Source organism: Streptomyces sp. NPDC033178 (genome assembly GCF_055577685.1).
In genome coordinates this window covers 292,206-315,752 of the sequence record NZ_JBVIPT010000006.1, presented here as the reverse complement: position 1 = coordinate 315,752, position 23,547 = coordinate 292,206, and the positions used below count along the sequence as shown (strand labels likewise).

Genomic DNA, 23,547 nt, shown 5'->3' with positions numbered 1-23,547 from the left:
GATGACCCTCACATCGAGTATGTCGGTCGCCGTCTCCGCGGACCTGACTGCCGCACTGGACCTGGCCACGGCATCCGTGCCGCTGAACTTCCGGCGCGCGGTGAACCTGTCGACAGGCACTACGGCAGGGAAAGCAGACAAGATCTTCAGCGACCGGCGCACGCTGGCGGCGTCCGGGACCGAGGACCTCGACCTTGCCGGGGTGCTCAGCGATGCCTTCGGCGTGGCGATCACCTTCGCTCGCGTCAAGGGCCTGTTCATCAGCGCGGCCGCTGCGAACGCCAACAACGTGGTGGTCGGAGCGGCCAGCGCCACTCAGTGGGCGACGCTCCTCAACGCGGCGGGCACGGTGACGCTGCGCCCGGGGGCCACGTTCGCGGCGATCGCGGGGGCCGCGGACGCCACCGGGTACGCGGTTGGCGCTGGCACCGGCGACCTGCTGAAGATCGCCAACAGCGCAGGCGGCACACCGGTGACGTACGACATCGTCGTCGTCGGCGCGAGCGCGTAGAGGGGATGCCCGGTGGCCCGGAACTACGCGACGTCGGCGGACTACCAGAGCTACACCGGGCAGACCCCGCCGGCGGACATCGAGGCCCGGCTCGGCCGCGCCTCGCGGTTCCTCGACAGCGACGTCTTCCGGCTGTGCTGGTACGAGGTCGACGAGGACGGCTACCCCTCGAACGCCATCGTGGCGGAGGCGTTCGCAGCATCGGTGTGCGCGCAGGTGCAGTGGTGGGCGGAGACCGGCGACGAGCTGGGGGCCGGAGGGCAGTGGGACTCCGTGAAATTGGGGTCTCTGTCTCTGTCCCACGGCTCGTCGTCCGGCTCCGGCTCCTCCTCGTCGGGCCGTGAGGTCGCTGAGACGGCGATGGAGGCCCTGCGGAGTCCGGACCTCACTCGGGAGATCTTCGTCCTGGGGCTGGTGGTCCAGTGCTGATCCCCGGCTTCCTGTTGCAGCACGAAGTAACGGTGGAGGCGTGGGAGGGCGAGAGCCCGTACGGGCCCACGTACGCGGCCCCGGTCGTGGTGCGGTGCTTCCTGGAAGAGAAGACCCGCATGGTGCGGAACCCTGCGGGCGAGGAGGTCACCTCCTCCAGCACCTTCTACGCCCTCCCGACAGAGACCTGTCCGGCGAAGTCCCGCGTCACGCTGCCATCAGGTCGGGTGACCACGGTCATCGCCTCCTACAGGCACGACGCGGGCACTCTGCCGGCCCCGGCTCACAGGGAGGTGCAGCTCCAGTGACCCAGTACGCGCGCATGCGCTGGGAGGGCAACCGACTGTGGACCTCACGAGGACGGCGGCTCGCGTCCGAGGGCCTCCAGCGGGCGTTGGAGCACGCCCTCGGCAAGGCCAAGGAACTCGTGCCGCTGGAGGAGGGAACACTCGAACGTTCTGGCCGCGTCAACATGCTCGGCGACCTGGAAGGCCAGATCACTTTCGACACGGTGTACGCGGTCCGGCAGCACGAGGAGCTGACCTGGAAGCACTTGCCGGGCAGGCAGGCGAAGTACCTGGAGCAGCCGATGAACACGGAGCGCCAGGTGATGTTGGAGCTGATGGCGGTGCCGTTGCGCCGCTGGCTCCGCGGCTGACCGGACTTCACCCATGCCCCCGCCTGCGCGGGGGCTTTCGTATGCCCGGAGGAGGCGCCCATGGGGTACACGACCTCGCTCCTGGACGGGCTCGCCGCGCTCATCGCGGAGGCCGGCCTCGCCGTGTACCGGCCCGACGGCACGTACACGGCGGGCGAGACCGGGCTGTTGTTCACGGTCATGCCCGACACCCCCGAGCGCGTCATCGTCCTGACCGCCTACCCGGTCGAGGACACCGACCTGACGGACGCGATCACCGGCATTCAGGCGCGCATGCGATGCGGCCGCGACCCGCGCGAGGTCGACGACCTGGCCGACGGGCTGTTCGCGCTGCTCCACAACCGCCGGGGTCTGGTCCTCGACGGCGTGCAAGTCGCCCTGATCTGGCGGCAGTCGCAGGTGCCCATGGGCCAGGACACCCACGGGCGCCAGGAGATCGCCGCCAACTACTACGCGCGCACGACGCGCCCCGCACCTCACCTGTACGAGTAGAAGGAGGCCGCGTCATGTCGACGCCCACCGAGACCGCACTCGCCCGCCGCTGGCGGCTGGACATCAACATGGACGAGGTCCTCACCCCGGACTTCCAACTGTGCCCGGCGATCACCGAGTTCCAGTGGACGGCCGAGCCGAACCTGGAAGACGACACGTCGTACGACACGGACGGCTGGGGCGAGCAGACGAAGACGGGCCAGGACTGGGAGGTGCAGGTCACCTTCAACCGCAAGGCGAGCCCGGACTCCACCGTCTACAGCGCGGTTCACGAGAAGATCCGTCTCGCGGCCATCGGCGCCTACGGCGAAGCCTCGAAGATCCACCTGCGTTTCCTCGACCGCAACGGCCTCCCGGAGGCGTACGAGGGCCGTGCGATCCCCGAGTGGGAGCCCCAGGGCGGGGAGGCGAGGGACTTGGACCAGGTGCAGGTCACCTTCCACGGCACGGGCCCCCTCACTCCGATCACGAATCCGGTGACCCCCTGATGGCGGGCTCCTTCAAGGTCCTGGAGGAGTTCCAGGACGACGCGCTCACCCTGCCCGTACGTCTGCCCAACGGGAAGGTGAAGGAGTTCCGTATCCCGTCGCCGTCCGCGGAGGACGGCCTGCGGGTGCAGAAGCTCATGGAACAGTCCGCGCGCATGGCGGACAGCGGAGCACCGCTGGACACCGAAGTCCTCGACGACGCCCAAGAGCTGGATCTCTTCCAGACCGCGCTCGGATCCGCCTACGCCGACCTGTACGCCGCCAGCCTGGACTGGTCCCGGTTCCGGCACGTCGCGATGACGGCCGTCATGTGGATCACGGCCGGGCTGGAGATGGCGGAGAAGTACTGGGAGGCCGAGGGCGACCCTTCTCGGGTGGCCCCGCCGAACCGGGCGGCTCGGCGTCAGGCCTCATCGGCTGCGGCGAGTACGACGAAGCGACGGGGCTCCACGAGTGGTACGAGCACCCGAAAGGCCACCGCCCGCGCCCCCAGGGCCGCGAAGACCTGACATGGGGCGCCCTCCTCGATGAGTGGGCGCTGATCGAGGCCGACCTCCACTCGGTGTACGGCATCGACCTCGACACCCCCGGCCTCATGCAACAGCGCACGTGGCGGTGGCTGCGCATCCGCATCCTCGGCCTGCTCTCGGCCGAGTCGCGGCTGAACCAGCACTTCGCACCTCCCGAACCCAAACCGTCCAAGGGAGGACTGCGTCGTGGCGCTCAACCTCGGTGAACTCGTCGCAGGCCTGCGCGCGGACGAGGCCCCGTTCACGCGGAGCCTAAACGCCGCCCAACTCCGCATGCGCGGCCTCACCCGCGACGTCAACGGCCAACTCCGCGACATCAACGGCCACTTCGTCAGCGCATCACGAGGCATGGGCCAGTCCCTCTCCCACGGAATCGGGATGGGCGCACGCGAGGCCGTGTCCGCGCTGCGGAAGATCGGCCCGGCGCTTGCCGGGATCAGCGTGGGTCTGCCGGCTGTTGCGGCGGCAGCAACGGCCTTGGGTGGCGTGGCGGCGGGTGCTGCTGCGGCTGGTATCGCCGTGAAGGCGTTCTCTCTGGCTGCGACGCCGCAGATGGAGCAGGTCACCGAGGTCAGCAAGCTGGCCGAGGAGGCGCAGAAGGCTCACGCCGCGGGCGCCGAGGACGCGGCGGAGAAGCAGAAGGCGTACGCGGACGCGCTCAGGGCGCTGCCCCCGGCGACGGAGGCGACGGCGCGCGCGTTCATCGGCATGAAGAAGGACTACAAGTCGTGGTCCGACAGCCTCGCCAGCACGACGATGCCGGTGTTCACCAAGGGCATCCAGATCCTCCGGGATCTGCTGCCCACCTTGACGCCGTTCGTCCAGGCCGCGGCGACCGCGATCGGTGGGTTCCTCGACAAGGTCGCGGTCGGCGTGAAGTCGGCTGGCTTCAAGGAGTGGGCGGCGGACATGGCGGCGGCCGCTGGGCCGGCGCTGTCCGACTTCCTTGAGGTCATCAAGAATCTTGCGGTCGGGTTCGGCGGTCTGCTGCAAGCCTTCCTGCCGGCCTCGGCGGGGATGACCGGCGGCCTGGTGAGCATGTCCGAAGCGTTCGCCAACTGGGCCACATCGTTGAAGGGCTCGGAGGGGTTCGCGCAGTTCCTGGAGATGGCGTCGGCGGGCGGCGACACTCTGGGGAGTCTGGCGTCGGCGGCGGTGCAGCTGCTGGTGGCGCTCGGCCCGCTGATCGGGATCACCGCGCAGCTGGCGACGTGGCTGGCGAACGTGATCAGTGCGACGCCGGCGCCGGTGCTGACGGCGCTGGCGACGGTGATCGGCACCGTGACCGTTGCGATGAAGTTGTGGGCGATCGCTCAGGCTTTGGTGGCGGCACGGAACCGGATCTGGACGGCGACGCAGTGGCAGCTGAACGCGAGCATGTTCGCGTCGCCGATCTTCTGGGTTATCGCGGCGGTCGTGGCGTTGATCGCGATCATCGTGCTGATCGCGACGAAGACCACGTGGTTCCAGACGGCGTGGGAGTACACGTGGAACGCGATCAAGGCCGTGACCGCGTGGGTCGTGTCTGCGGTCGGGGCGACGCTGTCCTGGTTCGGCACGCTGCCCGGGAAGTTCGCCGGGTGGATCGGGTCGGCCAAGGACTGGGTGGTCACCAAGTTCACGGAGATGGTCGCCTGGGTTCGCGGGGTGCCGGGCCGGATCGGTGCGGCGCTGGGCAGTTTGCTCGGGGTGCTCCGGTCGTCGGCGACGAACGCCTTCAACGCGTTCCGGTCTGCCGCGGTGTCGCGCGCGACCGCGATGGTGGCCTGGGTGAAGGGCCTGCCCGGGCGGATCAAGTCCGCTCTCGGCTCGCTGGGATCGCTCCTCATCGACAAGGGCAAGGATGTCGTCCGCGGCCTGTGGAACGGCATCAAGAGCATGGGTTCGTGGCTCAAGGGCCAGCTGATCGGCTTCGCGAAGGGCATGATCCCCGGCCCGATCGCGAAGGCCCTCGGTATCGGTAGCCCGTCGAAGCTGATGGCGGATGAGATCGGCCACTGGCTGCCGCCCGGCATCGCCCAAGGCGCCCTGGCCAACACCGGGCCCCTCGACAAGGCAATGTCCAGCCTCGTCACAACCCCCACCCCGTCCGCCGCGATGGCGACGGCCGGCGCCAGGGGCGGCCCGTCAGCTGCCACAGGCGGTCTCGCGGGCTCGTTGCCGCTGGTGCGTGTGGACCTCGGCGGCGAGCTGGGGGACGCCCTCGTCGGGGTGCTCCGGGACAAGATCGGTATTGGTGGTGGGGACGTGCAGCTCTACCTGGGCAAGAGGAGGTAGCGGTGGCGTTTCCTGAGACTCCGCTTGGCCTGCGGGTCGAGGCCCGTATGGGCCTGGTGTGGACGGACATCACGAGCCGGGTGAAGCTGGCGGACCCGATCGTCCACACGCGCGGGATCCGCCAGGGCAGCACCCTCGCGGACCCCGCCACCGTCCCCCTGAAGATCGACAACAAGGACGGGGCGTTCTCCACCCGCAACCCGATGAGCCCCTACGACGGGCTGTTCGGCCTCAACACGCCTGTCCGCATGTGGCTGCCGGACGGGCCGCACTTCCTCGATCTCGACGGCGACCCGGCGAACTACGTCTCGACCCCGGACACTCCGGCGCTGGACATCGCCGGGGACCTGGACATCCGTTCCGAGGTCGACGTCAGCTGGTTCGCCCCCACCGCGAACCAGGTCCTGATCTCCAAGTGGGAGCCGGGGCAGCGCTCGTATTCACTGCGGGTCTACGACCAGCTGCTCACCTTCAACTGGTCGGCGGACGGCACCACCAACCTGTTCGCGTCCCGGCCCCTGCCCGCGCTGCCGTCGCGCGCCGTAGTGCGCGCCACTTTGGACGTGGACGACGGCAGCGGCCAGTTCGTCGTGCGCCTGTATTGGGCCGAGACCATCGACGCCGACGAGTGGACGCAGATCGGCGCCGATACCACCGGTCCGGCCACCACGGTGCACTCCGGGACGGCTCCGCTGCGGGTGGGCGGCTACGACCCCACCGTGACGCCGCCCCGCACCCCCTTCACGGGCAAGGGCTACCGGTTCGAGGTGCGCTCCGGGATCGGCGGCACGGTCGTCGCGAACCCGGACTTCGAGGCGCGGCCGCTCGGCGCGGCAGGGTTCACGGACTCGGCCGGCCGCGTGTGGTCCTACAGCGGGAATGCGGCGGTAGCCGACCGGCAGGACGTGTTCTATGGGGAGATCTCCAACTGGCCGCAGCGCTGGGTGCCTTCGGAGGAGGCGGTGTGGACGCCCGTGGAGGCGTCGGGGATCGTGCGGCGTCTCGGCCAGGGGTCGAAGCCGCTGGACTCCACGCTGCGCCGCCGCATCCCCTCCGGGAACCCTGACGCGTACTGGCCGTTCGAGGAGGACACCAACGCCTCCCGCGCCTACTCGCCCATCACCGGAGTCTCCCCGGCCGCAGCGACCGGCGTGGAGTGGGCTGCGGTCGACACGCTGCCCTCGTCGAAGGCTCTCCCGCGGCTGACCGCGGCGGCGACGCTGTCGGCGATCGTCCCGGACACGGCCTCGGACGGCCAGTGGCAGGTCGAGTTCGTCTACAACGCCGACGACAAGGCGCCCTCCAGCGCCGTCCCGCACGCCGAGGTCATCAGCATCTCGACCACGGGCACCATCCGCCGCTGGGTGATCGGCATGCGCGCCGGGAACGTACGCATCTGGGGCTTCGACGCGTCCGGTACGGACATCATTTTCCGGTCCATCAACGTCGGCGGGGACGTCTTCCACGGCTGGGTCCGCATGCGGATCTGGGCCCGCGACAACGGGGACGGCACCCTCGGCTACTTCGTCGTCTTCCAGGACGTCGGGGGCGATGCCGGAGGACTCGGCGGCACCGAGACCGGCAATGCCGGCCGCGTCACCGCCGTCACCGCGAACTGGGGGGCGCTGACCGAGGGGTGGGCGTTCGGGCACCTGAGCGTCCTGCCGACCGCCAACAGTTCCCTCTACACCGGCAGTGACAACGCCTACAGCGGCGAGACGGCGTGGGCGCGGCTGCGGCGTCTGGCCGGGGAGCAGGGCGTGCCGATGGCCCGGGTGGCAGGCGAACTGACCCCAGAGCGGGTGGGCCCGCAGAGGGTGGCCAGGCTGCTGGAGGTGTTCCAGGCTGCGGCGGACGCGGACGGAGGGCTCCTGCTGGAGGACCGCAACCGGCTCGGACTGGTCTATCGGGACCGGTCCAGCATGTACACCCAGGAGCCTGCCCTCACCCTCGTCTACAAGACGCCGCCCCTGGCCCCGCCGTTGGAGCCGGACGACGATGCCGACGTCACACGCAACGACAGGACCGTGAAGAGAGACGGCGGGTCGGAGGCGCGCGCCATCCTGCGTGAGGGCCGCCTGTCCGTGCAGGATCCGCCGGACGGCATCGGCTTGTACGACGACAGCTTCACCCTGTCGCTCGCCGACGACACCCAGGCCGAGCCGATCGCCTACTGGCTGCTCCATCTCGGCACGTATGACGGGGCGCGCTACCCGGCGGTGACGATCCGTCTGCACCGTGCCCCGGACCAGATCCCGCAAGTGCTGAAAGTGCGGGAGGGCGACCTCATCCGCATCAAGGGCCTGCCGGGCTTCGTCGCGTTCGGGGACGTCGACCTGATCGTCACGGGCTGGAAGGAGACGCTGAAACCCCGCACGTGGGAGCGGACGTTCGTCTGCGAGCCCGGCGGCCCGTGGAACACGGCGGTCGCCGACCACACCGTGTATGGAAAGGCCGGCACCGACAACTCCCGCCTGGCAGCCGCGGTCACGGCGGACGCGACCAGCCTGTCAGTGCGGGCAACGGCGGCCGGCCTGCCGTGGGTGTCCGCGAACCCGGTCCTCAACGCGAACAGCGACTTCGCAGCGGGTCTCGCGCCCTGGTCGCCGTTCGACTCGGCCATCGAGCGGATCCCGAAGCCGGCCGCTGCCCCGTTCCGCGGGGACTGGGTCATGCAGATCACCCCGAACGGGGTCGGTCAGTTCCCCAACGCGGGCTCCGAGATGATCCCGGTCGTGCCCGGCCTGGACTACGTCCTCTCGGGCTGGCTGCACTGCGCCGTCGCGAGGAACGTCGCGCTGAACGTGAACTGGTTCGACTCCGGCTTCGACTACGAGGACACAGGCTCCAACGACATTGGCGTCCAGGCCGGGGTGTGGACGTGGTTCGAGAAGACGTTCACCGCGATGCCCGGGTGGGTGTGGGCCAACCTCAGCCCGACGGTGCCGAACTTCCCTCCGTCATCGGATGTCCTGCTGGCTGGGAAGGTCACGCTGCGGCGGGCAGGCGGCATGCCGAAGGAGTTCCCGATCGACATCAGCGTCGGCGGCGAGGTGATGACGGTCAACGCCATCAGCCCTGCCCTCGTCGACTCGTTCGCCCGCACGACGTCACCCGGCTGGGGCACCCCCGACATTGGCGCCGCCTGGGTGTCCAGCGGGGGCGCTGGCGCCGACCATTACACCCAGGGTGCCGAGGCCGCGCATCTGCTCACGAACGTCGACGTGCCGAGGGTCGACCTCAGCCCGGTGGCGGGGGCGGACCATGACGTCCAGGCGTCCGTTGGGACGTTCGCGCTCGCCACGGGCGGCCCGCAGTTGGTCGCCGTCGTCGCCCGGGCCGCGGACGGCGACAACGCGTACATGGCCCAGCTGAGCATCAGCACGGCGCAGGTCATCACGCTGACGCTCCGCAAACGGGTCGCCGGAGTCGAAACGCAACTCGCGACGGTCACGACGCCGTTGGTGCACTCCGCGTTCGCATTCTTCCGAGTCCGACTACAAGTCATCGGCGACCAGTTGAGGGCCCGCGTGTGGCCAGCAGTCGGCACGGAGCCGCTCGGCTGGCAGGTGACGGCCACTGACACCGCCCTCACCACGGGCGGAAATGTCGGCTGCCGCAGCGTGCGGCAGACCGCGAACACGAACACGGACCTAGTCGTCGCATGGGACAACGTCGCGTTGCTCAACCCGCAGGCGTTCAGTGTGGCCCGGTCGCAGAACGGCGTCGTGAAGGCGCATGTGGCTGACGTTCCGGTCCGACTGGCCCATCCCGCAATCGCACCCTTGTAAGGAGGAGCATGGCTACGCCTGTGTGGCTGCCCGGCATGGACATTACGGCCGAGCGCCTGGCTGCGATGCAACAGGCCGCATCGCTGCTCGTGACCAACTACGGTGCCGATCCCTCCGGAACGGCGAACGCGGACTCGGGGATCCAGGAAGCGCTGAACATCGCCCGGGACCTGGGTGGCGCGCAAGTAGTGATCCCGCCCGGCGTGTACCTGACCGGGGCCACCCTGCGGACCTACGACAACACCAGGCTCACCCTTATGGCGGGCGCGGAGCTCCGCCGCAACCACGCCGGGACGATGCTCATCAACGGGGACGCAGGCCAGGACCTGGGCGGCTACACGGGGCATTCCCGGATCGTCATCGAGGGCGGCCTGTGGAACATGCGCGGGACGACCGCGGGCCTGACGGCGTCGGCGATGTGCATCTCGATCGGGCACGCCACCGACATCGTCATCCGCGACCTGGAGATCCGCGATGTCCCGGGTTTCCACGGCATCGAGCTCAACAGCACCACGCACGGGACGATCTCCGGCTGCCAGTTCCGCGGCTACGTCGACCCCGGCGGCCGCGACTTCTCCGAGGCCGTACAACTCGACCTCGCCAAGAGTGTCGGCGTGTTCGGAGGGTTCGGCCCCTACGACCACACCCCGTGCGAGGACGTTCTCGTGACCGGCTGCCACTTCGGCGCCTCGGGTACGGCCGGTACGACGGCGTGGCCGCGCGGTATCGGCTCCCACTCCGCGACGATCACCAAGTACCACCGGCGGATCCGCATCTCGGACTGCTCGTTCGAGGGCACCCTGCAGTACGCGGTGTCCGCGTACAACTGGGAAGACGCCACGATCACGGGCAACACGTTCGTGTCCTGCGGCTCCGGGGTGCGGCTCCGCACGGTGATCGCCGCGGACACCGAGGACACGAAGCTCCCGGACGGCACTCAGACCAGCGCGTCGCAGTCGATGCGGAACCTGTCCGTGGTCGGCAACACCTTCCGGTCCGGCGCTGGCTACGACGAGCCGATCGTCGCGCTCGGGGAGACCACTGGGCAGGTCCTGAACCTCACGATCGCGGGCAACTCGATCGACGGCTCGACGACGGCGCAGAACGGCATCCGCCTCCAGCAGGTCGAGCGGTCCTCGGTCACCGGTAACGCGGTCGCCAACAGCGCGGGTACGGGCATCTCGATGGAGAACTGCTCCCGGGTCATCGTGGACGCCAACCAGGTCACGTGGGCGGGCGGACACGGCATCACCGCGGTGACCTGCACCCAGATGACGATCAGCGCCAACCAGATCATGTTCCCCGACCAGAACGGCATGCTGATCCAGGCCGGCCAGGACATCCAGGTCCGCGGGAACTTCGTGAAGGGCCCGGGCCGCGTCACCAACGCCACCTACTACGCGGTCCGCCTGTCGACGGCCGTGAACTCGGTGAGCCTGTCGGGCAACAAGTGCCGCGGCTTCGGCTCCGGCAACGAGGCCATCAACGGGTTCAGTGCGACGAACACCTGCGACGCGATCGCCCGCTACGGCAACGACTGGCGGGGCAGTTGGACGGGCGCCAACATGGACGACCTCTCCGATGCGCCGACCACCACGGCCACCGACCTTTCCTGACCGCCCTGTGGAGGGTTCATGAGTTTCAGCGTGCACGCCGAGGGTCTGATCGAGGACGTCGTCGAGCAGGTCACGGCGGCCGACAACCAGGGCGACACCGAGCAGTTCGAGGCAGTACGCGCGTTCGTGCTCGCCGAACTGGCCGCGTGGCCGACCGAGGCCGGAGCGCCGAACGGGGCGCTCGTGGAGATGGCGGGCCACCACGACCCAACGTCCCGGAACACGACGGTCGTGATCCGTCCGCTGCGCATCGTTCCCCCGGAGGACTGACCGCCGCGTCCTCTCGTCCGCCCCGCGCCGTCCGGCCGGGGCTTTCTTCATGCCCTGGAGGCATCCATGTCCACACCCCACCCGAGCGTGAGCGGCATTCTCCGGTACTTCGAGTACAGCCACCTGCCGCCTTTGCTGCGCGGCGTGTCGAGCCGCTTCCACGCCCTTGCGTGGGCGCTCGTCGAGGAGGAGTACCTGGAAGGGCCGGAGCTGACCGTGGCCCTCCGCAAGCTCCTGGAGTCCAAGGACGCGGCGGTACGGGCGGCCCTGGACAAGATGCCCAAGGAGGGCTGATGAAGCTCGTCACCCGCGCCGCGTGGGGAGCGCGCGCCTACCGCAGACCGAACGGTGCGACGACGTACAGCCGGGCCCGCCGTGGCGTGAAGCTCCACTACCTCGGCACCGCCTACACCGACCGGACGCACGACCGGTGCGACGACTACGTGCGGCAGATCCAGGCAGATCACATGGACGGCAACGGCTGGTCGGACATCGGCTACAGCTTCGTCGTCTGCACCCACGGCTACGTGTACGAGGGCCGCGGCCTGAAGCGCCGCAACTCGGCGAACGGCTCGACCTCGCTGAACGAGCAGGACTACGCGGTGCTGTTGATGGTTGGCTCGGAAGAGCTGACGAAGCCCACCGACGCGCAGCTGCACGGCGCCCGCGACGCGATCGAGCACTGCCGGGAGGACGGGCCGGCGGGTGACTGGCTCGGCGGGCACAAGGACGGTTACGCCACCACGTGCCCGGGCGCTGTGGTCTACGCGTGGGTCAAGAAGGGTGCGCCCCGTCCGGGCGGGAAGCCCGCGGAGCCGAAGCCCAGTACAGGGCGGCCGGTCGTCGACCTGTCGAAGCTCCTCGCCGCGGCGAAGGCGGACCCTCCGAAGGCCGGCACCCCTGTCTCGTACCCGGGCGTGAAGGTCGTCGAGGACGCCCTCGTCCAGGAGGGGCTCCTCGCGAAGTCCCTCGCCGACGGGCACTTCGGCACCGCCACGAAGGCCGCCTACGGCCTGTGGCAGATGCGCTGCGGCTGGCTCGGCAAGGACGCCGACGGCCTACCCGGCAAGGCCTCACTCACCAAGCTCGGCAAGCGCCGCGGCTTCGACGTAAAGGACTGATCCATGAGCACCTTTCCTTCGACCGAGACCGTGGTGAAGACCGCGGGCACCTACGGCCGAGACCTCCTGGAGCGCGTCCTCACGACGTTCCTCCAGGCGGGCATCGCGGGCATCGTCGTCACACAGCCGCTCGACGGCTCGATGTGGTACGCCGCGGGGGCCGGCGGAGTCGGTGCGGTCCTCGCGCTGGCGAAGGGCCTCGTCGCGCGGTGGCGGGACGTGACGAACTCGGCGTCGCTGGCCAAGGGGGTTTGATGGCGACGCCGGACGCCGGCGTCTACATCAGCTCTGCGCAGATGTATCAGGAGATGAGATCCCTGCACGACGCTGTGACCCGTATGGACTCGAAGATCGATGGTCTGGCCTCCCAAGGGCAGACGATCACGGATCACGAGTCCCGTATCCGGGCCTTGGAACGAGGCCGCTGGCCCCTGCCGACGATTGCAGCGCTCGCCGGAACGATCGGCGCTGGTACGGGGTTGTTCGCTCTGTTGGCTCGCTGAATCGGTTGTGCCCCCTCTCGGCCCTTCGGGGCCGGGAGGGGGCCTTTCGTCATGCCCAATTGCGCGCAATCATCAATCACGCGCCCATCTTGGCAATCGGCGGCAATCCTCCAGCGAAGTCGCTCGACGCGTCGCATCCTGGATCTCCAACCACCGTAGATGGAGGGCACCGTGACGCTCAGGTTCCTTGGAACGACCAGCGAGGAAGGCGACTGCCCCACCCTGTACGAGGTCGAAGGCACAGACGAGATCCTCGTACAGGGCAAGCGCGAGACCGACCCCCAGCACCTCGTCCAACTGCGGGACGTCAAGGAGTCGGAGACCTTCGTCCGCGTGCCGCGTAGCCTGCTCAGCCGCTACGCCCCGAGGGAGCAGGCCTCGCAGCTTCAACCGTTCTCCTCGATCTCTCACCTGTTCCGAGAGTTCCGCCACACGGCCTGGCGGTTGGAGACGCGCAGCGGCTACGCGTCCGACCTCAGTAGCGCCAACTGGCCGCGGTTCGAGAACGGGGAGCCGTTCGGCTTCAACCCTGACAGCCCGTGGCATGCCAACGTCCGCGCACAGACAGAGGCGGGCAGGCGGTTCGAGCGCGTGCGGCTCGTCGATGAGCCGCCGACCGACGGGCAGCGATTCCTCCTCGCGACGGGTCTCGGCAACGTCGCTGCGGGGGAAGACATCCGTCACCTCACGCGCACACAGGCGCAGGAACTGCGGCTGCCGGACTACGACTTCTGGCTGTTCGACTCCCGGATCATCGCCCGATTCGCTTTCGACGAGGACAACGCGACGCTCGGCGTGTACGTCACGGAGGACCCGGCCGAGGTCCTCGCCGCCTGCCAGGCTCGGGATGCCGCCTGGCACTACGCCGTGCGTACCGAAGAGTTCCAGCGAGGGGTACGTTCCACCGTGTGACGACCGACTACCAGACCGCCAGAGAGGCCCTCGGCGCGCGGCTGCGTGAGCTGCGCGTCGAGGCCGGCATAGAGGGCAAGGATTTGGCGGCTCTGCTCGGCTGGCAGCCGTCGAAGGTCTCACGGTTGCAGACCGGCAAGCAGAGCCCGACCCTCGCGGATGTGACGGCGTGGGCCGAGGGCGTCGGTCGTCCGGAGGTGGCGGCCGAGCTGCGCGGCCGAGTGTCTGGGATGGAGCAGAAGTACCGGTCGTGGCGGCGGACACTCTCGGCGGGGCACCAGGCCCGGCAGGAGATCGCAATCTCGGAGACCGCAGCCACTCGGGAGATCCGTGCCCTGGACGTGGCCCGGGTCCCGGGGCTGTTGCAGACGGCCGAGTACGCGCGGTACGTCTTCAAGGGCGCCGCAGAGTTCAGGGAGAGCCCTCGGGACACAGAGGATGCGGTGCGTTCTCGCGTCCGGCGGCAGGAAGCCTTGTACGAGCCGGGCCGGCGCTTCCGGTTCCTCGTGTGGGAGGCGGCTCTGTACGTGCAGACGTGCCCGCCCGATGTGCTGGCCGGGCAACTGGACCGGCTGTCCTCGGTGATCGGCTTGGACACGGTGGAGCTCGGGGTCCTCCCTCTGTCGGCGCCACTGCGGCGCGCTCCGTCGCACAGCTTCTGGATCTACGACCGCCGCCTCGTGATCGTCGAGACGATCAGCACGGAGATGTGGCTCGACGACTCGGACTCCATCGCCTTGTACGAGCGGGCGTGGGAATGGCTCTCAGAGTCTGCCGCCTACGACACCCGGGCCCGCCATCTGATCGCCCGGGCAAGGGCCGCTCTCGACCTCACGTGAGCAATCCGTGGCAAGCCGTGGAGCCACGTGCGCAATCGCGCGCAATCGATCACTGAGGGCGCAATCGTGTTGCCTAGCGTGCTGGTCATGGCCACACAGCCCGCCCTCTCGCTCAGGCAGGCAGGACAGGAATGGCTCCTCTCCTGCGCCGAACACCCCGCCCTCGCGCAGGAAGCGTGGGACGCGGACGACCTCGCATCGATCCCGACCGGTACTCACTGGCGGGTCGCCGAGGCGCCGCTCGCCGGGTCGATGGACGCGGTGAAGCGCATCGGCCACCACTGCGTCGGACCGGTCCTCGCGGACGTCACCCAGTCGACGGCCTGGTGGCTCCTGCCGCCCGATCTCGAAGACGAGCTCGACGACGTCCCCCAGCTGACCGTGTACCCGGTCGGCTGGGCGCTGAGGTGCCCGCCTGCGCTGTTCCCGGTACGAGGCCGCGTGTGGATGGAGCGCCCCGACGGGTCCGGCCGGTTGACCGATCCCACCCTGCTCGGCGCGGCGTTCGGCCCGGGCGGGTTTCGACCCTATGCGGAGGCATTCGGATGACGACGACCAAAGAGACCGACGTTCACACCATCGACGAGGAGGACGCGCCATCGCTCGGGGCACTGCTGCTGGCTTCGGCCGCCAACCCGCGTGACAAGGCTGCCGTGCGCGCGCTCGTCGATGAGGAAATCATCCTGAGGCGGGAACGCGTCCGTATGGCGCTGGTCGTGAAGACCCCTAAGGGTCGGATGGGCTGCGACTGGGAGCGGTTCGGGAAGCGCCTGTACACCCTGGGTCTCGACGAGGGGGAGCGTGCGTTCCTCGACCTCGTGCTGTCGATCGCAGGCCCGCACCAGACGAGTCTCGCCCGGGTGCTGGAGATCGACGACCGGCGCCTTGCGATCGTCCTGCGGGCGGTGGTCCAGCTGTCCGGCTGCGACACCCTCGCGGTGGGCACGCGCACCTGAAAGCTCTCGCCGTCGGCCCGTCCGCAGCTGGCAGCGAGAAGGGTGGCCGCCCTAGCCCACGAGTGGGGCGGCCACCCGTCACCTCACGAGGTCGGCGAGGGGCACGCCGATGGCGGAGGCGATCGCCAACAGGGTGTCGAGCGTCGGGTTGCCATCGCCGGCCTCAATGTCCTGGTAGTAGCTGCGGTTCATCGGGATGGCGAGGAAGACGACCTCTTGGGTGAGGTTTTGGGACATTCGCGCGTCTCGGATTGCCCTGCCGATGCGCTGCCGGTCGTGGAGCCATGGGTCTTCGGTCAGGTCGCTGGACACTCGACAAACGCTCTGACCTGCGCGATTATTAGTCAGCCTGGTGTCACCAGGCTTTATGTGATCATGGATATGTCACCGCAAGCGTGAGCGATCGCCGGACTCGTCTGTGTGGTCCCCGCCGTGCCGCGTTGAAGCCGCGGTGCCCGCCTAAGCAAGCTGGGGGCCCATGCTCCAGGCACATGCCACCCCCCAGCTCGAACGCCCGCTCCGGTTCGACCGGTTGCGGGCAGGATGATGCGCGTGGTGTACCTGTGTCCGCCGCGATGTGTCATCCATCGCTCTGACTTGGTCAGAGCAAGCCGCCCCACCCCCTTGCCGGGGTGGGGCGGTCTACGTTTGCCTCAGACGACCCCCGCCGATCCTTTCGGCGGGGGTCGTCGCCCGCAGGCCGGGCCTCCCCGCCCGGACACCGCAGGTGACGACGAGCCTGTGTCTGGCGCGCATTGGGGAGCTGCGCCGTCCTCGTCCTGCTGGGAACTCTAAGTGGCTTGTATGGGCAGTTCAGTCACCCATTCGAGTGATCGGAAGTGCAAGATCGCTGGGGGTTGTGGACTTTTTGTGGACTCTGATCACGCGGACGGCCCCTCGGAGATCACTCCGGGGGGCCGTTTTAAGCCGTTGACCTGCTACTTAGGCCTGGTGGGCGCGGACGGTTTCGAACCGCCGACATCCGCCTTGTAAGTGCAGACTCAGGGCTTGCGGGGTGCCTGGTGGGGGTGGGTGCAGTGCGTTGACCTGCGGGGGGACTTGACGGTCCGGGACCCCTGGCGCCCGTTCAGGTCGGTTGACGTCGCTTCAATGCTTGTGATCCACTCCCATCCCGCTCCCATCCGGCACGCCCATCGATGCAGGCCACACCCCAGATTGAGCACGCCCCCGGTCGCCGAAGCGACCGAGGGGCGCTCAGTGCCGGGTCCTGCGAGGGGGGCCACCCGACCAGGAGCCCGGCACGTAATGGGTGCGGGGGGTCTCATCAAGTTCAACGGATGAAGCGTGTAGGTGTCACTCACCCGTTCGGGTGAACGAATGTTCGATCGGGCCACGCTATCCCAGCCCTGCGGCATATGTCTCGAAGCCGCAGGGCTGGAGATCAATATTGACCGACCGGCGACCACTTGGGTACTGACACAAGATCGCCAACATCGAAGCGTGTGGGGAGTGCCAGCCCGCCGCAATCCCAGACCCGACTGGGTCAACGACCGACGAGTGGCCCTAGGTCACCGCATCGCCGACCTGAGACGACAGGCAGAGCTCTCACAGGAACAGCTCGCACACCTCGCCGGTATGGAGCGCCGCTCCATCCAGCGCTACGAGAACGCCCGAAGGGACCCGCAGTTCTCGGATCTTCTGCTCATCGCCCATGCCTTGCATGTGCATGTGACAGACCTCTTCCATGGGTGAAACCTGGAGCGGGGCGGGGTCTGGGCCGCGCAACTGAACATGAGTCAACAGGGGAACGGGCCGGAGCGAAAGCATGCCCGCTGCATATATCTGCGCGGGTCCAGTGTGCCCTGTGTGAATTTCTCGCCCTCCGTCGAGGCTCTGGCCATCGAACCAGCGGTAACGAAGGCGACCCTCAGCCCGGATACCGGCGCCCCGCTCGCAGACCTCGTACGGTGACGAGCGGCCGCCCCACTCGTGGCAGGGCGGCCGCTCCTTCCCGCACCGGCTCGGGGGAACGAAACACCGGCACCGGGAGCCTCAATGGCGTATCGACGGGCCGCCGGTCCCCGCATACTGCAGCTTCCGGGCCTCCGTATGCGCGGCCTCCAACACGGCCCCCACCGGGCACTCGCCGGTGCGCCCGGCCCGGCACAGCGTGCAGCCGACGCCGTGGTCGAGGAACTCTCCCAGCGTGGCCCAGAAGCGGGTGACGGCCTCAGTGCGCGGGCGTGGGTGGGGTCGCAGTATCAGCAGGCTCATCGGCTGTGCTCCAGGACCAGGCGGCGCAGCACACGAGCGGTGTCGCAGACGGCGGTGTCGGAGGGGGCATCAACGTCGTCGACGCACTGCTCGCACGTGCCCGCGTGCTGGGCCGCGGCATCTGTGATCTGCCCGCCCACGCACGGGTGGCATGCCCGCGGGAACATGCTGATCGCCCCGTCCAGCAGCCGGATACGCCGCTCCCCGAGATCCACCGCCGTAGCCGTACTGACCGGGGTGTTGCACCACACGCAGGCCGTACCACGCACCTGCTCCTCGGAAAGGTCCGCGAGGCCGGGCAAGGGGAGTAACGCGAGCGGGTTCTCCGTGCTGCTCGGTGCCATACCCAACGCCTCCGCGGTCGTGGTGATCCGTCTCACACCCGCGACGCTACGGAGCAGCAGCACCCCCTCAACAGTCATGCCCCGTAGCCGTTCACGAACCCCCAACACGCGGACAGCTACGGAACGTATCCCCTACGCCACGCCGAAGAACTGCGCCAACTCCCGCTGCTGACCAGTCAGGCGGCGACGGCCCGACACCCGAAGCGACTGCTCGAACGTCCCAGCCGCCATCCGCTGATGCCGCAGCCACTCAGGCGCCTGAGCATGCATCTCCGCAAGCACCGCCGTCGCCTCATCCCCCTGACGCAACGCCACATGAGCCTGCGCCACATCCAGCCGGTGCCGGTTCCACGTGTTCGCCGTCGCCGTAGCACCCGAGCCGGACAGCCGCTCCGACAGGCCAAGCACCCGCCTGGGCTGCCCGGCCACCACCTGGTTCTCCACCGCCTGGAACGCGACCGTCGACCAGTCGAAGCGACCCCACCCGTACGGGTACGCGGCCACCCCACCGCCGAGCGCAGCCCCCGCGGTCCGGGCCAGGCGCAGCATCTCCCGCGCCTCACGCGGCTTGTTGTTGCGGGCGGCAGCCGACGAGGCGCGGATCAGCAGACGGCCCCACACCCCCAGCTCCCCGCGTGACGCCCGAGAGATCCGCGGCTCGACATCGTCGGCGGTCGCGAGCGCGATCCGCTCCGCCTCGTCGAGGCGCCCCTGCCGCATCAGCAGCCAGCCCTGAAGGTAGACGGCGGCACTCGCCCGTTCCCGGTCGCCGGCCGCCGCAGCATCCAGCAGCGCATCCCGAAGGGCGGCGTGCGCAAGGTCGTACGCGCGGACCTGCGTGAGGTACCGGCCGGCGGTCTGGAGAACATCCGACCGGAGTTGCAGTGCCTCGGTGTGGTGGGGGCCGTGGTCGTAGTGGTCGACGGCGAAGCGGGCTGAGGTGACGAGAGCGGGCAGGAACTGGGAGATGCGCCCGTAGTCGTCGCCGTAGTAGGAGGTGGCCAATGCCTTCGCGGTGGTGCGAAGGTTCTTCAGGTCGGGCTCGGGCTCGACCATGTCGCCCGAAAGGAGACGCCCGCCCACGGTCATGGGTGGGGTGATGGCCTGCCGGAGCGGCATCAGGTCGACCTTGTCCGTGTCGCCTCGGGTGGTGGCGTGCGGGGCGCCCGGCTCGAACAGGGCGGAGGTCTTCACGCGGAGGGCGCGAGCGAGTGCGTGGTACGTGTCGAGCTGGCCTTTCCCGCCGCGCTCCAGTTTCTTCACGACTGCGAGGCTGAGGGCTGCACGGTCGGCGAGTTGTTCTTGGGTGAGTCCTCGTGCGAGCCGGTAGTCCTTGATGCGGCTACCGGGGAGGTCTCCTGTTGTGTCGGTGGGGTGGGGCATACTGGTCTCCGTTCCTGACTCGTCATCTGGAACGGTACGCCGTCCGGCCGGTGGGTGTGCTTGGGAAGACCCTTACGGATTGCGGTCCGTGGGGGTCTTTTCCGTGCGGGGCCCATGAGTGATGCGGGGTCCTGCTCGATAGACTCAGAGCATGTCCCCCTCCTCTTCGCCTTGCGGCAGCGTGCGGTCTGCTGCCGTCGTGAACGAGGAAATCCGTGCGCTGTGGGGAGACCGCGGAGACCCGCGCGTGCAGCTCGTCGGCGAGGCGCGGGAGCGGCTGGACCGGCTGTACGCGGAGTGGGCTGCGGCGGTACGGGCCGAGCTCAGCGAAGCGGCCTGACCTACGGCAGCCACTCCTCCTCGCGCCGCCACCCATCCCCCGACGACACCACCATGATCGGCGCCGGAGTGGTGAAACGGTGCCCGCACGGATCAACGTCCATCTCGAACCGCTCGTCGTACAGCGACGACATCACGTTCTCCGCCGGACCGCCGCACTCGGGGCAGCCGGGCAGCGGCACCAACTCGCCGCCGTCAGGCTGGAGGTGGAGGTCCTCTGCGCGGATGTATTCGTCGCGCTTCTCGAACGCGGCGTGCAACGCGATGACCCGGTCGGCGTCGAGGACGATACGGTCGCTGCTCACAGTGCGAGCGTACGCGCCCGGACATAAGAAAACGGCCCCCGCCGCCTGCTCCGAAGAGCAGACGACGGGGGCAGCTCACACTCCAGTTCGGTTGTACTCCTCCACCAAAGGATGCGGCGGATCCGGCTCAATCCCCGCCTGATGCATCTGCCGCGCCCACCGATCCGCCGTCCACGCAAACGCCCGCACCACCGCCTCCAACCGCGACTGCCGATCGCGCAACTTCCCGTTCTCCTCGTCCACCCGGTTCACCGTCGCCTGCAACACCGCAAACTCCTGAGCCTTCGCCGCAGGAGCCGCCTGAATCGCAGCCGCAGCCTTACCACCCCGGTACGTAAACCACCCCGTCGTGACCGTCCCCAGCACCGCAACCACAGCCCCAGCCACACCCAGCCAACCGTTCACCCGGGTCTCCCCTCAACCACCCGGCCATGCAGATCAAGTGACCCGTCCTCCGGCGGCACACGAGACGCACACCAGATCACCCCGCAGTGACTCGTGATGTACCAACCGAAAATCCACAGCCCACGCGCATAGCCGTCCACCAGCCCCGCCCACCCATACGCGAACGCCCACAAGGCGGGCGGCACCGACGCGGCCACAAAACCCCACCGGTCCCGGCCGAACCGCAGCCACGCCGACGCGAACGCCGTCGACCCCGCCGCGATCCACACCAGCGCCCAGCAGTGCAACGGCGCGAACTGGGTCAGCAGGCGAAGCCCGTCGGTGGCGGGCGGTTCGACGATGAGGCCGACCCCCCAGCAGACTTTGCCGACGCCCATGAAGACGAGGAAGCTGCCGCGGCGGCCGGGGTGCCCGCTGAACCAGCGGGCCACCCGCCCGCGCACCTAGGCCGCCTTGACGACGCTGGACTGCTCCAGCTTCATCGCGGCGATCGGAGCCGTCACCTGCGGACGGATCACGAACAGAGCCAGACCGCCCTCGATGACGAGCATCCACAGGGCCTGCGTCTCCGCGTTCATGTCCAGCCCGAACCCGAGGAACAGGGCGAGGCCGCCGTGGCCGAGGTTCACGAGCGCGGCGAACGCGGCACCGGTCTTGAGGATGAACGCCTCGGCGACCGCGACGATGCAGGCCAGGAACGCCATGATGAGGGCCTGCTGTTCGGCGTTGACGTCGAGGCCGTAGGCGGAGCTGAGCTTGAGGGTGAGAGCGAGGAACGCGAGGATTGTCGCGGGCTCTCTGCCGAAGATGCGCATGATGATTCCGTTCTTCCTGAGGGGTCAGACGTTGGGGACCTGGAGCTTGTCCCAGGAGGTTTTGCCGGGCGGCCACTTGGCATCCGCACCCGAGTAGCCGAGCGACCGCTGGAACGCCTCATACGCGCGCACGTCGGCCTGGCCGAGCGTCGGGCCCGGGCCGACCGTGTAGTACTCGTCGAAGCCCTTCGCGACCAGCCGCTTGCCCATCTGCGTGAACACCGCGCTCCTCTTGCCGAGCGCGGGCTGCGTCCCGGCCATGAAGAAGCTGACACCCGGGAACGGCTCGAACTTCGGCGGCGGGGTGGTTGCGCCAGGCTTCGGCTCGGTGCCGCCCGGCCGAGGGGCGCCCTTCTGCACCCACGCATACAGCGGGCCGCCCGGGCAGGCGGTGGCGTACCCGTCGCGGTGCCCCTTGATCTCCGACCCGGCGCCGTTCGCGCGCAGCAGGTCGATACCGTCCCGGATCGCCCCGAGCATCGCCGCGTTCGGCTCCGTCAGCCCCTTCGAGCCGAGCAGCCCGAGGATCGCGTAATGGCCCACGTTCAGCGCCGCGTTGCCGTTCGCCCCCGTACGCCGGCCGATACCGCGGCCCTCCAACAGGTACCCGTGGGGGCAGGCAGCGTAGTTGTAGGCGACGTCGGAGTAGTTCTCCTTCGTGTTGGCCAGGTGTGCCTTGCGTATCGCCTTCCACAGGGCGAGGCATGAGTTGTGGTCGGTGAGCAGGCTGGTGCTGACGGTGGTGCCCTCGTAGTGGACCTTCACGCCCTTCGCGGTCGCCTGCTTCGGGGCGGCCGACGTGGGCCAGCCGAGCGTGGCTCTGGTGACGAGCTTCATCACACACGCTCCGGCTGCGCGTCGAGGGCGGCCCGGACCATGCAGTCCTTCGCCTCCAGCAGCTTCCGCAGCCCGGCCGTCAGCTCCGGCCCGTCCGGCAGCGCCTGGATCATCACGTCGGCCAGCTCCTGGAACGGGCGCGACACCTCCTGCAAATGCGCGGGCAGGTGCGCGTAGCTGAAGTACTTCGCGACATGCGAGGTACCGGGGTGCCGTCCGCTGTACGGATCACTCATGGTCAAGTCCTCTCAGTAGTCCCAGGTCATGCCAGCGAACTGGGCATGCTCGACAGCCCAGGGCTCGGTGTGGTCGTGCCACACCTCGACGCCGACCGGTTCGTTGGCCTCGCCGGAGAACAGCCAGCTGGTGGTTTCCCAGCTGCGGCCTGGGGTTGCGATGTGGTCGGCGGCTCCGGTGTCGTCGCGGTCGCCGTGCGGGTCGCGGATGAAGCGGCTCATGAACTGCCGCTGCCGGGTGTCGCCGTCCGGTATGGCGATGGCCGCCCATCGGATGTTGCGGGACCAGATGTAGTCCCCTCCGAACGGCGGCATGATCAGGGAGAGGGCGCGCTGCATTCCGCGGTCGTTGCGGATGGTCTTCTCGAAGGTGAGCAGCGTCCACGTGTTCGGCGGGACCAGTTGCGGCGCGTTGCCGCGGTAGAGCTTGCACTGCGTCGCCATCACGCCCCTCCCGCAGGGATCTCGTGGAAGGTCTGCGCATAGTTGTCCGGGGCATACACAGAGCCGGACCGCGCACCCGGCCGGGACCTGATCACGTAGTGGTGCAGCGGAACCCGGACCTGCTCCCCGTCACCGGACAGGAACACCATCTCCGTGCCGTCATCGGAGGTGAGCGTGCAGCTCAGGAACTCTTCAGCGACGTGCGCGCCGTTGGTCCCGTCGTACTGGACCGACTCCCTGTTATCGACAACGAGTGCCATGTGTGCTCCCTTATGCGCCCTGGTAGGTGAACGTTCCGCGGATCGCGTAGCCGGACGCCCACGTCGTCGATCCGGCGCCCGCAGACCACGGGCCGAGGCTGTCGACCAGGCCCTTTCCGCCGCCGACCGCCCCGTCCGCGGTCGTGTTGAGGCCGTCCGGTGCGCCCGCTGAAAGCTCCAGCTCGAAGACGCCCGTGGTCGTCATGCGCACACGCGCGGTGTGTCGCTTGTCTGTGGACTTGAGGAGTTCCGCAGTCCCGATCGACGTCTGGATGGAGGCGCCTGTCACGGGGAGGGAGAACCGCCAGTTGTCGGACGAGGTCGGCGCGGCACCGAAGTTCGTCGTCGACCCGAAGATGATTTCGAAGCGGCCCACCACCAGATCCCCGGTCCGGCAGTACGAACAGTCCAACGTGGCGTTACCGAACGACGGCGTGTTCAATCCGGTCGACGTCGTCCACACCGGGGTCCACGCAGCCCACTGCGGTGTGATCGCCCCGAGCCGCGCGGCCGTGATCCTCATCCCGGCGCGCCATGTCTCAACAGCCACG

The 23,547-nt window shown here is 68.8% G+C and carries 35 protein-coding genes; 22 read left to right on the top strand and 13 right to left on the bottom strand.

The features are described from left to right. Position 1: 1 nt before the first annotated feature. From ACZ5VQ_RS17605 to ACZ5VQ_RS17510, 20 genes are all read left to right on the top strand, one after another. The gene (locus ACZ5VQ_RS17605) at positions 2-511 is read left to right on the top strand and encodes a hypothetical protein (protein WP_469105655.1); all 510 of its coding nucleotides are present in this window, start codon (positions 2-4) and stop codon (positions 509-511) included. 12 nt (positions 512-523) lie between these two features. Continuing rightward, complete coding sequence (locus ACZ5VQ_RS17600; protein WP_469105654.1) at positions 524-940, top strand: hypothetical protein; 417 nt, start codon at positions 524-526, stop codon at positions 938-940. Continuing rightward, positions 934-1,248, top strand: a complete 315-nt coding sequence (locus ACZ5VQ_RS17595; RefSeq protein WP_398893624.1) for a hypothetical protein — start codon at positions 934-936, stop codon at positions 1,246-1,248. Before ACZ5VQ_RS17600 ends, ACZ5VQ_RS17595 begins: the two co-directional genes overlap by 7 nt. After that, positions 1,245-1,598 (top strand): hypothetical protein, encoded by a 354-nt coding sequence (locus ACZ5VQ_RS17590; RefSeq protein WP_469105653.1) that lies wholly within the window; start codon positions 1,245-1,247, stop codon positions 1,596-1,598. Before ACZ5VQ_RS17595 ends, ACZ5VQ_RS17590 begins: the two co-directional genes overlap by 4 nt. A 60-nt stretch (positions 1,599-1,658) precedes the next feature. Further along, the gene (locus tag ACZ5VQ_RS17585) at positions 1,659-2,090 is read left to right on the top strand and encodes a minor capsid protein (protein ID WP_469105652.1); all 432 of its coding nucleotides are present in this window, start codon (positions 1,659-1,661) and stop codon (positions 2,088-2,090) included. A gap of 14 nt (positions 2,091-2,104) precedes the next feature. Further along, positions 2,105-2,578 (top strand): phage tail tube protein, encoded by a 474-nt coding sequence (locus ACZ5VQ_RS17580; protein WP_469105651.1) that lies wholly within the window; start codon positions 2,105-2,107, stop codon positions 2,576-2,578. After that, the gene (locus ACZ5VQ_RS17575) at positions 2,578-3,087 is read left to right on the top strand and encodes a DUF7426 family protein (RefSeq protein ID WP_469105650.1); all 510 of its coding nucleotides are present in this window, start codon (positions 2,578-2,580) and stop codon (positions 3,085-3,087) included. Before ACZ5VQ_RS17580 ends, ACZ5VQ_RS17575 begins: the two co-directional genes overlap by 1 nt. A gap of 86 nt (positions 3,088-3,173) precedes the next feature. After that, entirely contained in the window at positions 3,174-3,314 is a 141-nt protein-coding gene (locus ACZ5VQ_RS17570; protein WP_469105649.1) for a hypothetical protein, read from the top strand. A 190-nt stretch (positions 3,315-3,504) separates the two neighbouring features. Beyond that, a complete protein-coding gene (locus tag ACZ5VQ_RS17565) occupies positions 3,505-5,385 on the top strand; it encodes a phage tail protein (protein WP_469105648.1) in 1,881 nt (626 codons plus the stop codon). Between the two features lie 2 nt (positions 5,386-5,387). Beyond that, positions 5,388-9,176, top strand: coding sequence for a hypothetical protein (locus ACZ5VQ_RS17560; RefSeq protein ID WP_469105647.1), 3,789 nt, complete (start codon positions 5,388-5,390; stop codon positions 9,174-9,176). 8 nt (positions 9,177-9,184) lie between these two features. Then, the gene (locus tag ACZ5VQ_RS17555) at positions 9,185-10,792 is read left to right on the top strand and encodes a right-handed parallel beta-helix repeat-containing protein (RefSeq protein WP_469105646.1); all 1,608 of its coding nucleotides are present in this window, start codon (positions 9,185-9,187) and stop codon (positions 10,790-10,792) included. 18 nt (positions 10,793-10,810) lie between these two features. Continuing rightward, positions 10,811-11,062, top strand: a complete 252-nt coding sequence (locus ACZ5VQ_RS17550) for a hypothetical protein (protein WP_469105645.1) — start codon at positions 10,811-10,813, stop codon at positions 11,060-11,062. Positions 11,063-11,128: 66 nt separating this feature from the next. Then, positions 11,129-11,356 carry a hypothetical protein gene (locus tag ACZ5VQ_RS17545; RefSeq protein ID WP_469105644.1) on the top strand — a complete coding sequence of 76 codons (228 nt, stop codon included), beginning with the start codon at positions 11,129-11,131 and terminating at the stop codon, positions 11,354-11,356. After that, a complete protein-coding gene (locus tag ACZ5VQ_RS17540; protein ID WP_469105643.1) occupies positions 11,356-12,183 on the top strand; it encodes an N-acetylmuramoyl-L-alanine amidase in 828 nt (275 codons plus the stop codon). Before ACZ5VQ_RS17545 ends, ACZ5VQ_RS17540 begins: the two co-directional genes overlap by 1 nt. A gap of 3 nt (positions 12,184-12,186) precedes the next feature. After that, on the top strand, positions 12,187-12,438 hold the full coding sequence (locus ACZ5VQ_RS17535; protein WP_469105642.1) for a hypothetical protein: 252 nt from the start codon (positions 12,187-12,189) through the stop codon (positions 12,436-12,438). Then, entirely contained in the window at positions 12,438-12,686 is a 249-nt protein-coding gene (locus ACZ5VQ_RS17530) for a hypothetical protein (protein ID WP_469105641.1), read from the top strand. The genes ACZ5VQ_RS17535 and ACZ5VQ_RS17530 overlap by 1 nt, the downstream gene beginning before the upstream one ends. 171 nt (positions 12,687-12,857) lie before the next feature. Continuing rightward, complete coding sequence (locus tag ACZ5VQ_RS17525; protein WP_469105640.1) at positions 12,858-13,598, top strand: DUF6879 family protein; 741 nt, start codon at positions 12,858-12,860, stop codon at positions 13,596-13,598. Next, entirely contained in the window at positions 13,595-14,437 is an 843-nt protein-coding gene (locus ACZ5VQ_RS17520) for a helix-turn-helix domain-containing protein (RefSeq protein WP_469105639.1), read from the top strand. The genes ACZ5VQ_RS17525 and ACZ5VQ_RS17520 overlap by 4 nt, the downstream gene beginning before the upstream one ends. Before the next feature lie 87 nt (positions 14,438-14,524). Beyond that, on the top strand, positions 14,525-14,986 hold the full coding sequence (locus tag ACZ5VQ_RS17515) for a hypothetical protein (RefSeq protein WP_469105638.1): 462 nt from the start codon (positions 14,525-14,527) through the stop codon (positions 14,984-14,986). Continuing rightward, positions 14,983-15,393: a hypothetical protein gene (locus ACZ5VQ_RS17510; RefSeq protein ID WP_469105637.1), complete on the top strand. Its 411-nt coding sequence runs from the start codon at positions 14,983-14,985 to the stop codon at positions 15,391-15,393. The genes ACZ5VQ_RS17515 and ACZ5VQ_RS17510 overlap by 4 nt, the downstream gene beginning before the upstream one ends. Positions 15,394-15,471: 78 nt before the next feature. Here ACZ5VQ_RS17510 and ACZ5VQ_RS17505 read toward each other — a convergent pair whose 3' ends face one another. Next, positions 15,472-15,705, bottom strand: a complete 234-nt coding sequence (locus ACZ5VQ_RS17505) for a helix-turn-helix domain-containing protein (protein WP_469105636.1) — start codon at positions 15,703-15,705, stop codon at positions 15,472-15,474. Positions 15,706-16,854: 1,149 nt separating this feature from the next. Here ACZ5VQ_RS17505 and ACZ5VQ_RS17500 point away from each other — a divergent pair. Further along, positions 16,855-17,106: a helix-turn-helix transcriptional regulator gene (locus ACZ5VQ_RS17500; RefSeq protein ID WP_469105635.1), complete on the top strand. Its 252-nt coding sequence runs from the start codon at positions 16,855-16,857 to the stop codon at positions 17,104-17,106. Positions 17,107-17,406: 300 nt separating this feature from the next. On the opposite strand, the gene ACZ5VQ_RS17495 is transcribed toward ACZ5VQ_RS17500, so the two are convergent. From ACZ5VQ_RS17495 to ACZ5VQ_RS17485, 3 genes are all read right to left on the bottom strand, one after another. Further along, positions 17,407-17,628, bottom strand: a complete 222-nt coding sequence (locus ACZ5VQ_RS17495) for a hypothetical protein (protein WP_469105634.1) — start codon at positions 17,626-17,628, stop codon at positions 17,407-17,409. Then, the gene (locus ACZ5VQ_RS17490; protein ID WP_469105633.1) at positions 17,625-18,008 is read right to left on the bottom strand and encodes a hypothetical protein; all 384 of its coding nucleotides are present in this window, start codon (positions 18,006-18,008) and stop codon (positions 17,625-17,627) included. The genes ACZ5VQ_RS17495 and ACZ5VQ_RS17490 overlap by 4 nt, the downstream gene beginning before the upstream one ends. Before the next feature lie 96 nt (positions 18,009-18,104). Beyond that, entirely contained in the window at positions 18,105-19,355 is a 1,251-nt protein-coding gene (locus tag ACZ5VQ_RS17485) for a helix-turn-helix domain-containing protein (protein ID WP_469105632.1), read from the bottom strand. A 199-nt stretch (positions 19,356-19,554) separates the two neighbouring features. Here ACZ5VQ_RS17485 and ACZ5VQ_RS17480 point away from each other — a divergent pair, with 199 nt between their 5' ends. Continuing rightward, positions 19,555-19,695 (top strand): hypothetical protein, encoded by a 141-nt coding sequence (locus ACZ5VQ_RS17480; RefSeq protein ID WP_469105631.1) that lies wholly within the window; start codon positions 19,555-19,557, stop codon positions 19,693-19,695. A gap of 1 nt (position 19,696) precedes the next feature. Here ACZ5VQ_RS17480 and ACZ5VQ_RS17475 read toward each other — a convergent pair whose 3' ends face one another. From ACZ5VQ_RS17475 to ACZ5VQ_RS17435, 9 genes are all read right to left on the bottom strand, one after another. After that, positions 19,697-19,999: a hypothetical protein gene (locus tag ACZ5VQ_RS17475; RefSeq protein WP_469105630.1), complete on the bottom strand. Its 303-nt coding sequence runs from the start codon at positions 19,997-19,999 to the stop codon at positions 19,697-19,699. Between the two features lie 75 nt (positions 20,000-20,074). Next, entirely contained in the window at positions 20,075-20,404 is a 330-nt protein-coding gene (locus ACZ5VQ_RS17470) for a hypothetical protein (protein WP_469105629.1), read from the bottom strand. Continuing rightward, positions 20,401-20,835: a hypothetical protein gene (locus ACZ5VQ_RS17465; protein WP_469105628.1), complete on the bottom strand. Its 435-nt coding sequence runs from the start codon at positions 20,833-20,835 to the stop codon at positions 20,401-20,403. The genes ACZ5VQ_RS17470 and ACZ5VQ_RS17465 overlap by 4 nt, the downstream gene beginning before the upstream one ends. Positions 20,836-20,847: 12 nt before the next feature. Further along, positions 20,848-21,219 (bottom strand): hypothetical protein, encoded by a 372-nt coding sequence (locus tag ACZ5VQ_RS17460; protein ID WP_469105627.1) that lies wholly within the window; start codon positions 21,217-21,219, stop codon positions 20,848-20,850. 24 nt (positions 21,220-21,243) lie between these two features. After that, positions 21,244-22,056 carry a peptidoglycan-binding protein gene (locus ACZ5VQ_RS17455; protein WP_469105626.1) on the bottom strand — a complete coding sequence of 271 codons (813 nt, stop codon included), beginning with the start codon at positions 22,054-22,056 and terminating at the stop codon, positions 21,244-21,246. Next, positions 22,056-22,292 carry a hypothetical protein gene (locus ACZ5VQ_RS17450; RefSeq protein ID WP_469105625.1) on the bottom strand — a complete coding sequence of 79 codons (237 nt, stop codon included), beginning with the start codon at positions 22,290-22,292 and terminating at the stop codon, positions 22,056-22,058. The genes ACZ5VQ_RS17455 and ACZ5VQ_RS17450 overlap by 1 nt, the downstream gene beginning before the upstream one ends. Positions 22,293-22,304: 12 nt before the next feature. After that, positions 22,305-22,736 (bottom strand): hypothetical protein, encoded by a 432-nt coding sequence (locus tag ACZ5VQ_RS17445; RefSeq protein ID WP_469105624.1) that lies wholly within the window; start codon positions 22,734-22,736, stop codon positions 22,305-22,307. Continuing rightward, complete coding sequence (locus ACZ5VQ_RS17440; protein ID WP_469105623.1) at positions 22,736-22,996, bottom strand: hypothetical protein; 261 nt, start codon at positions 22,994-22,996, stop codon at positions 22,736-22,738. Before ACZ5VQ_RS17440 ends, ACZ5VQ_RS17445 begins: the two co-directional genes overlap by 1 nt. A 10-nt stretch (positions 22,997-23,006) precedes the next feature. Continuing rightward, a complete protein-coding gene (locus tag ACZ5VQ_RS17435; RefSeq protein ID WP_469105622.1) occupies positions 23,007-23,546 on the bottom strand; it encodes a hypothetical protein in 540 nt (179 codons plus the stop codon). Position 23,547: the final 1 nt, after the last annotated feature.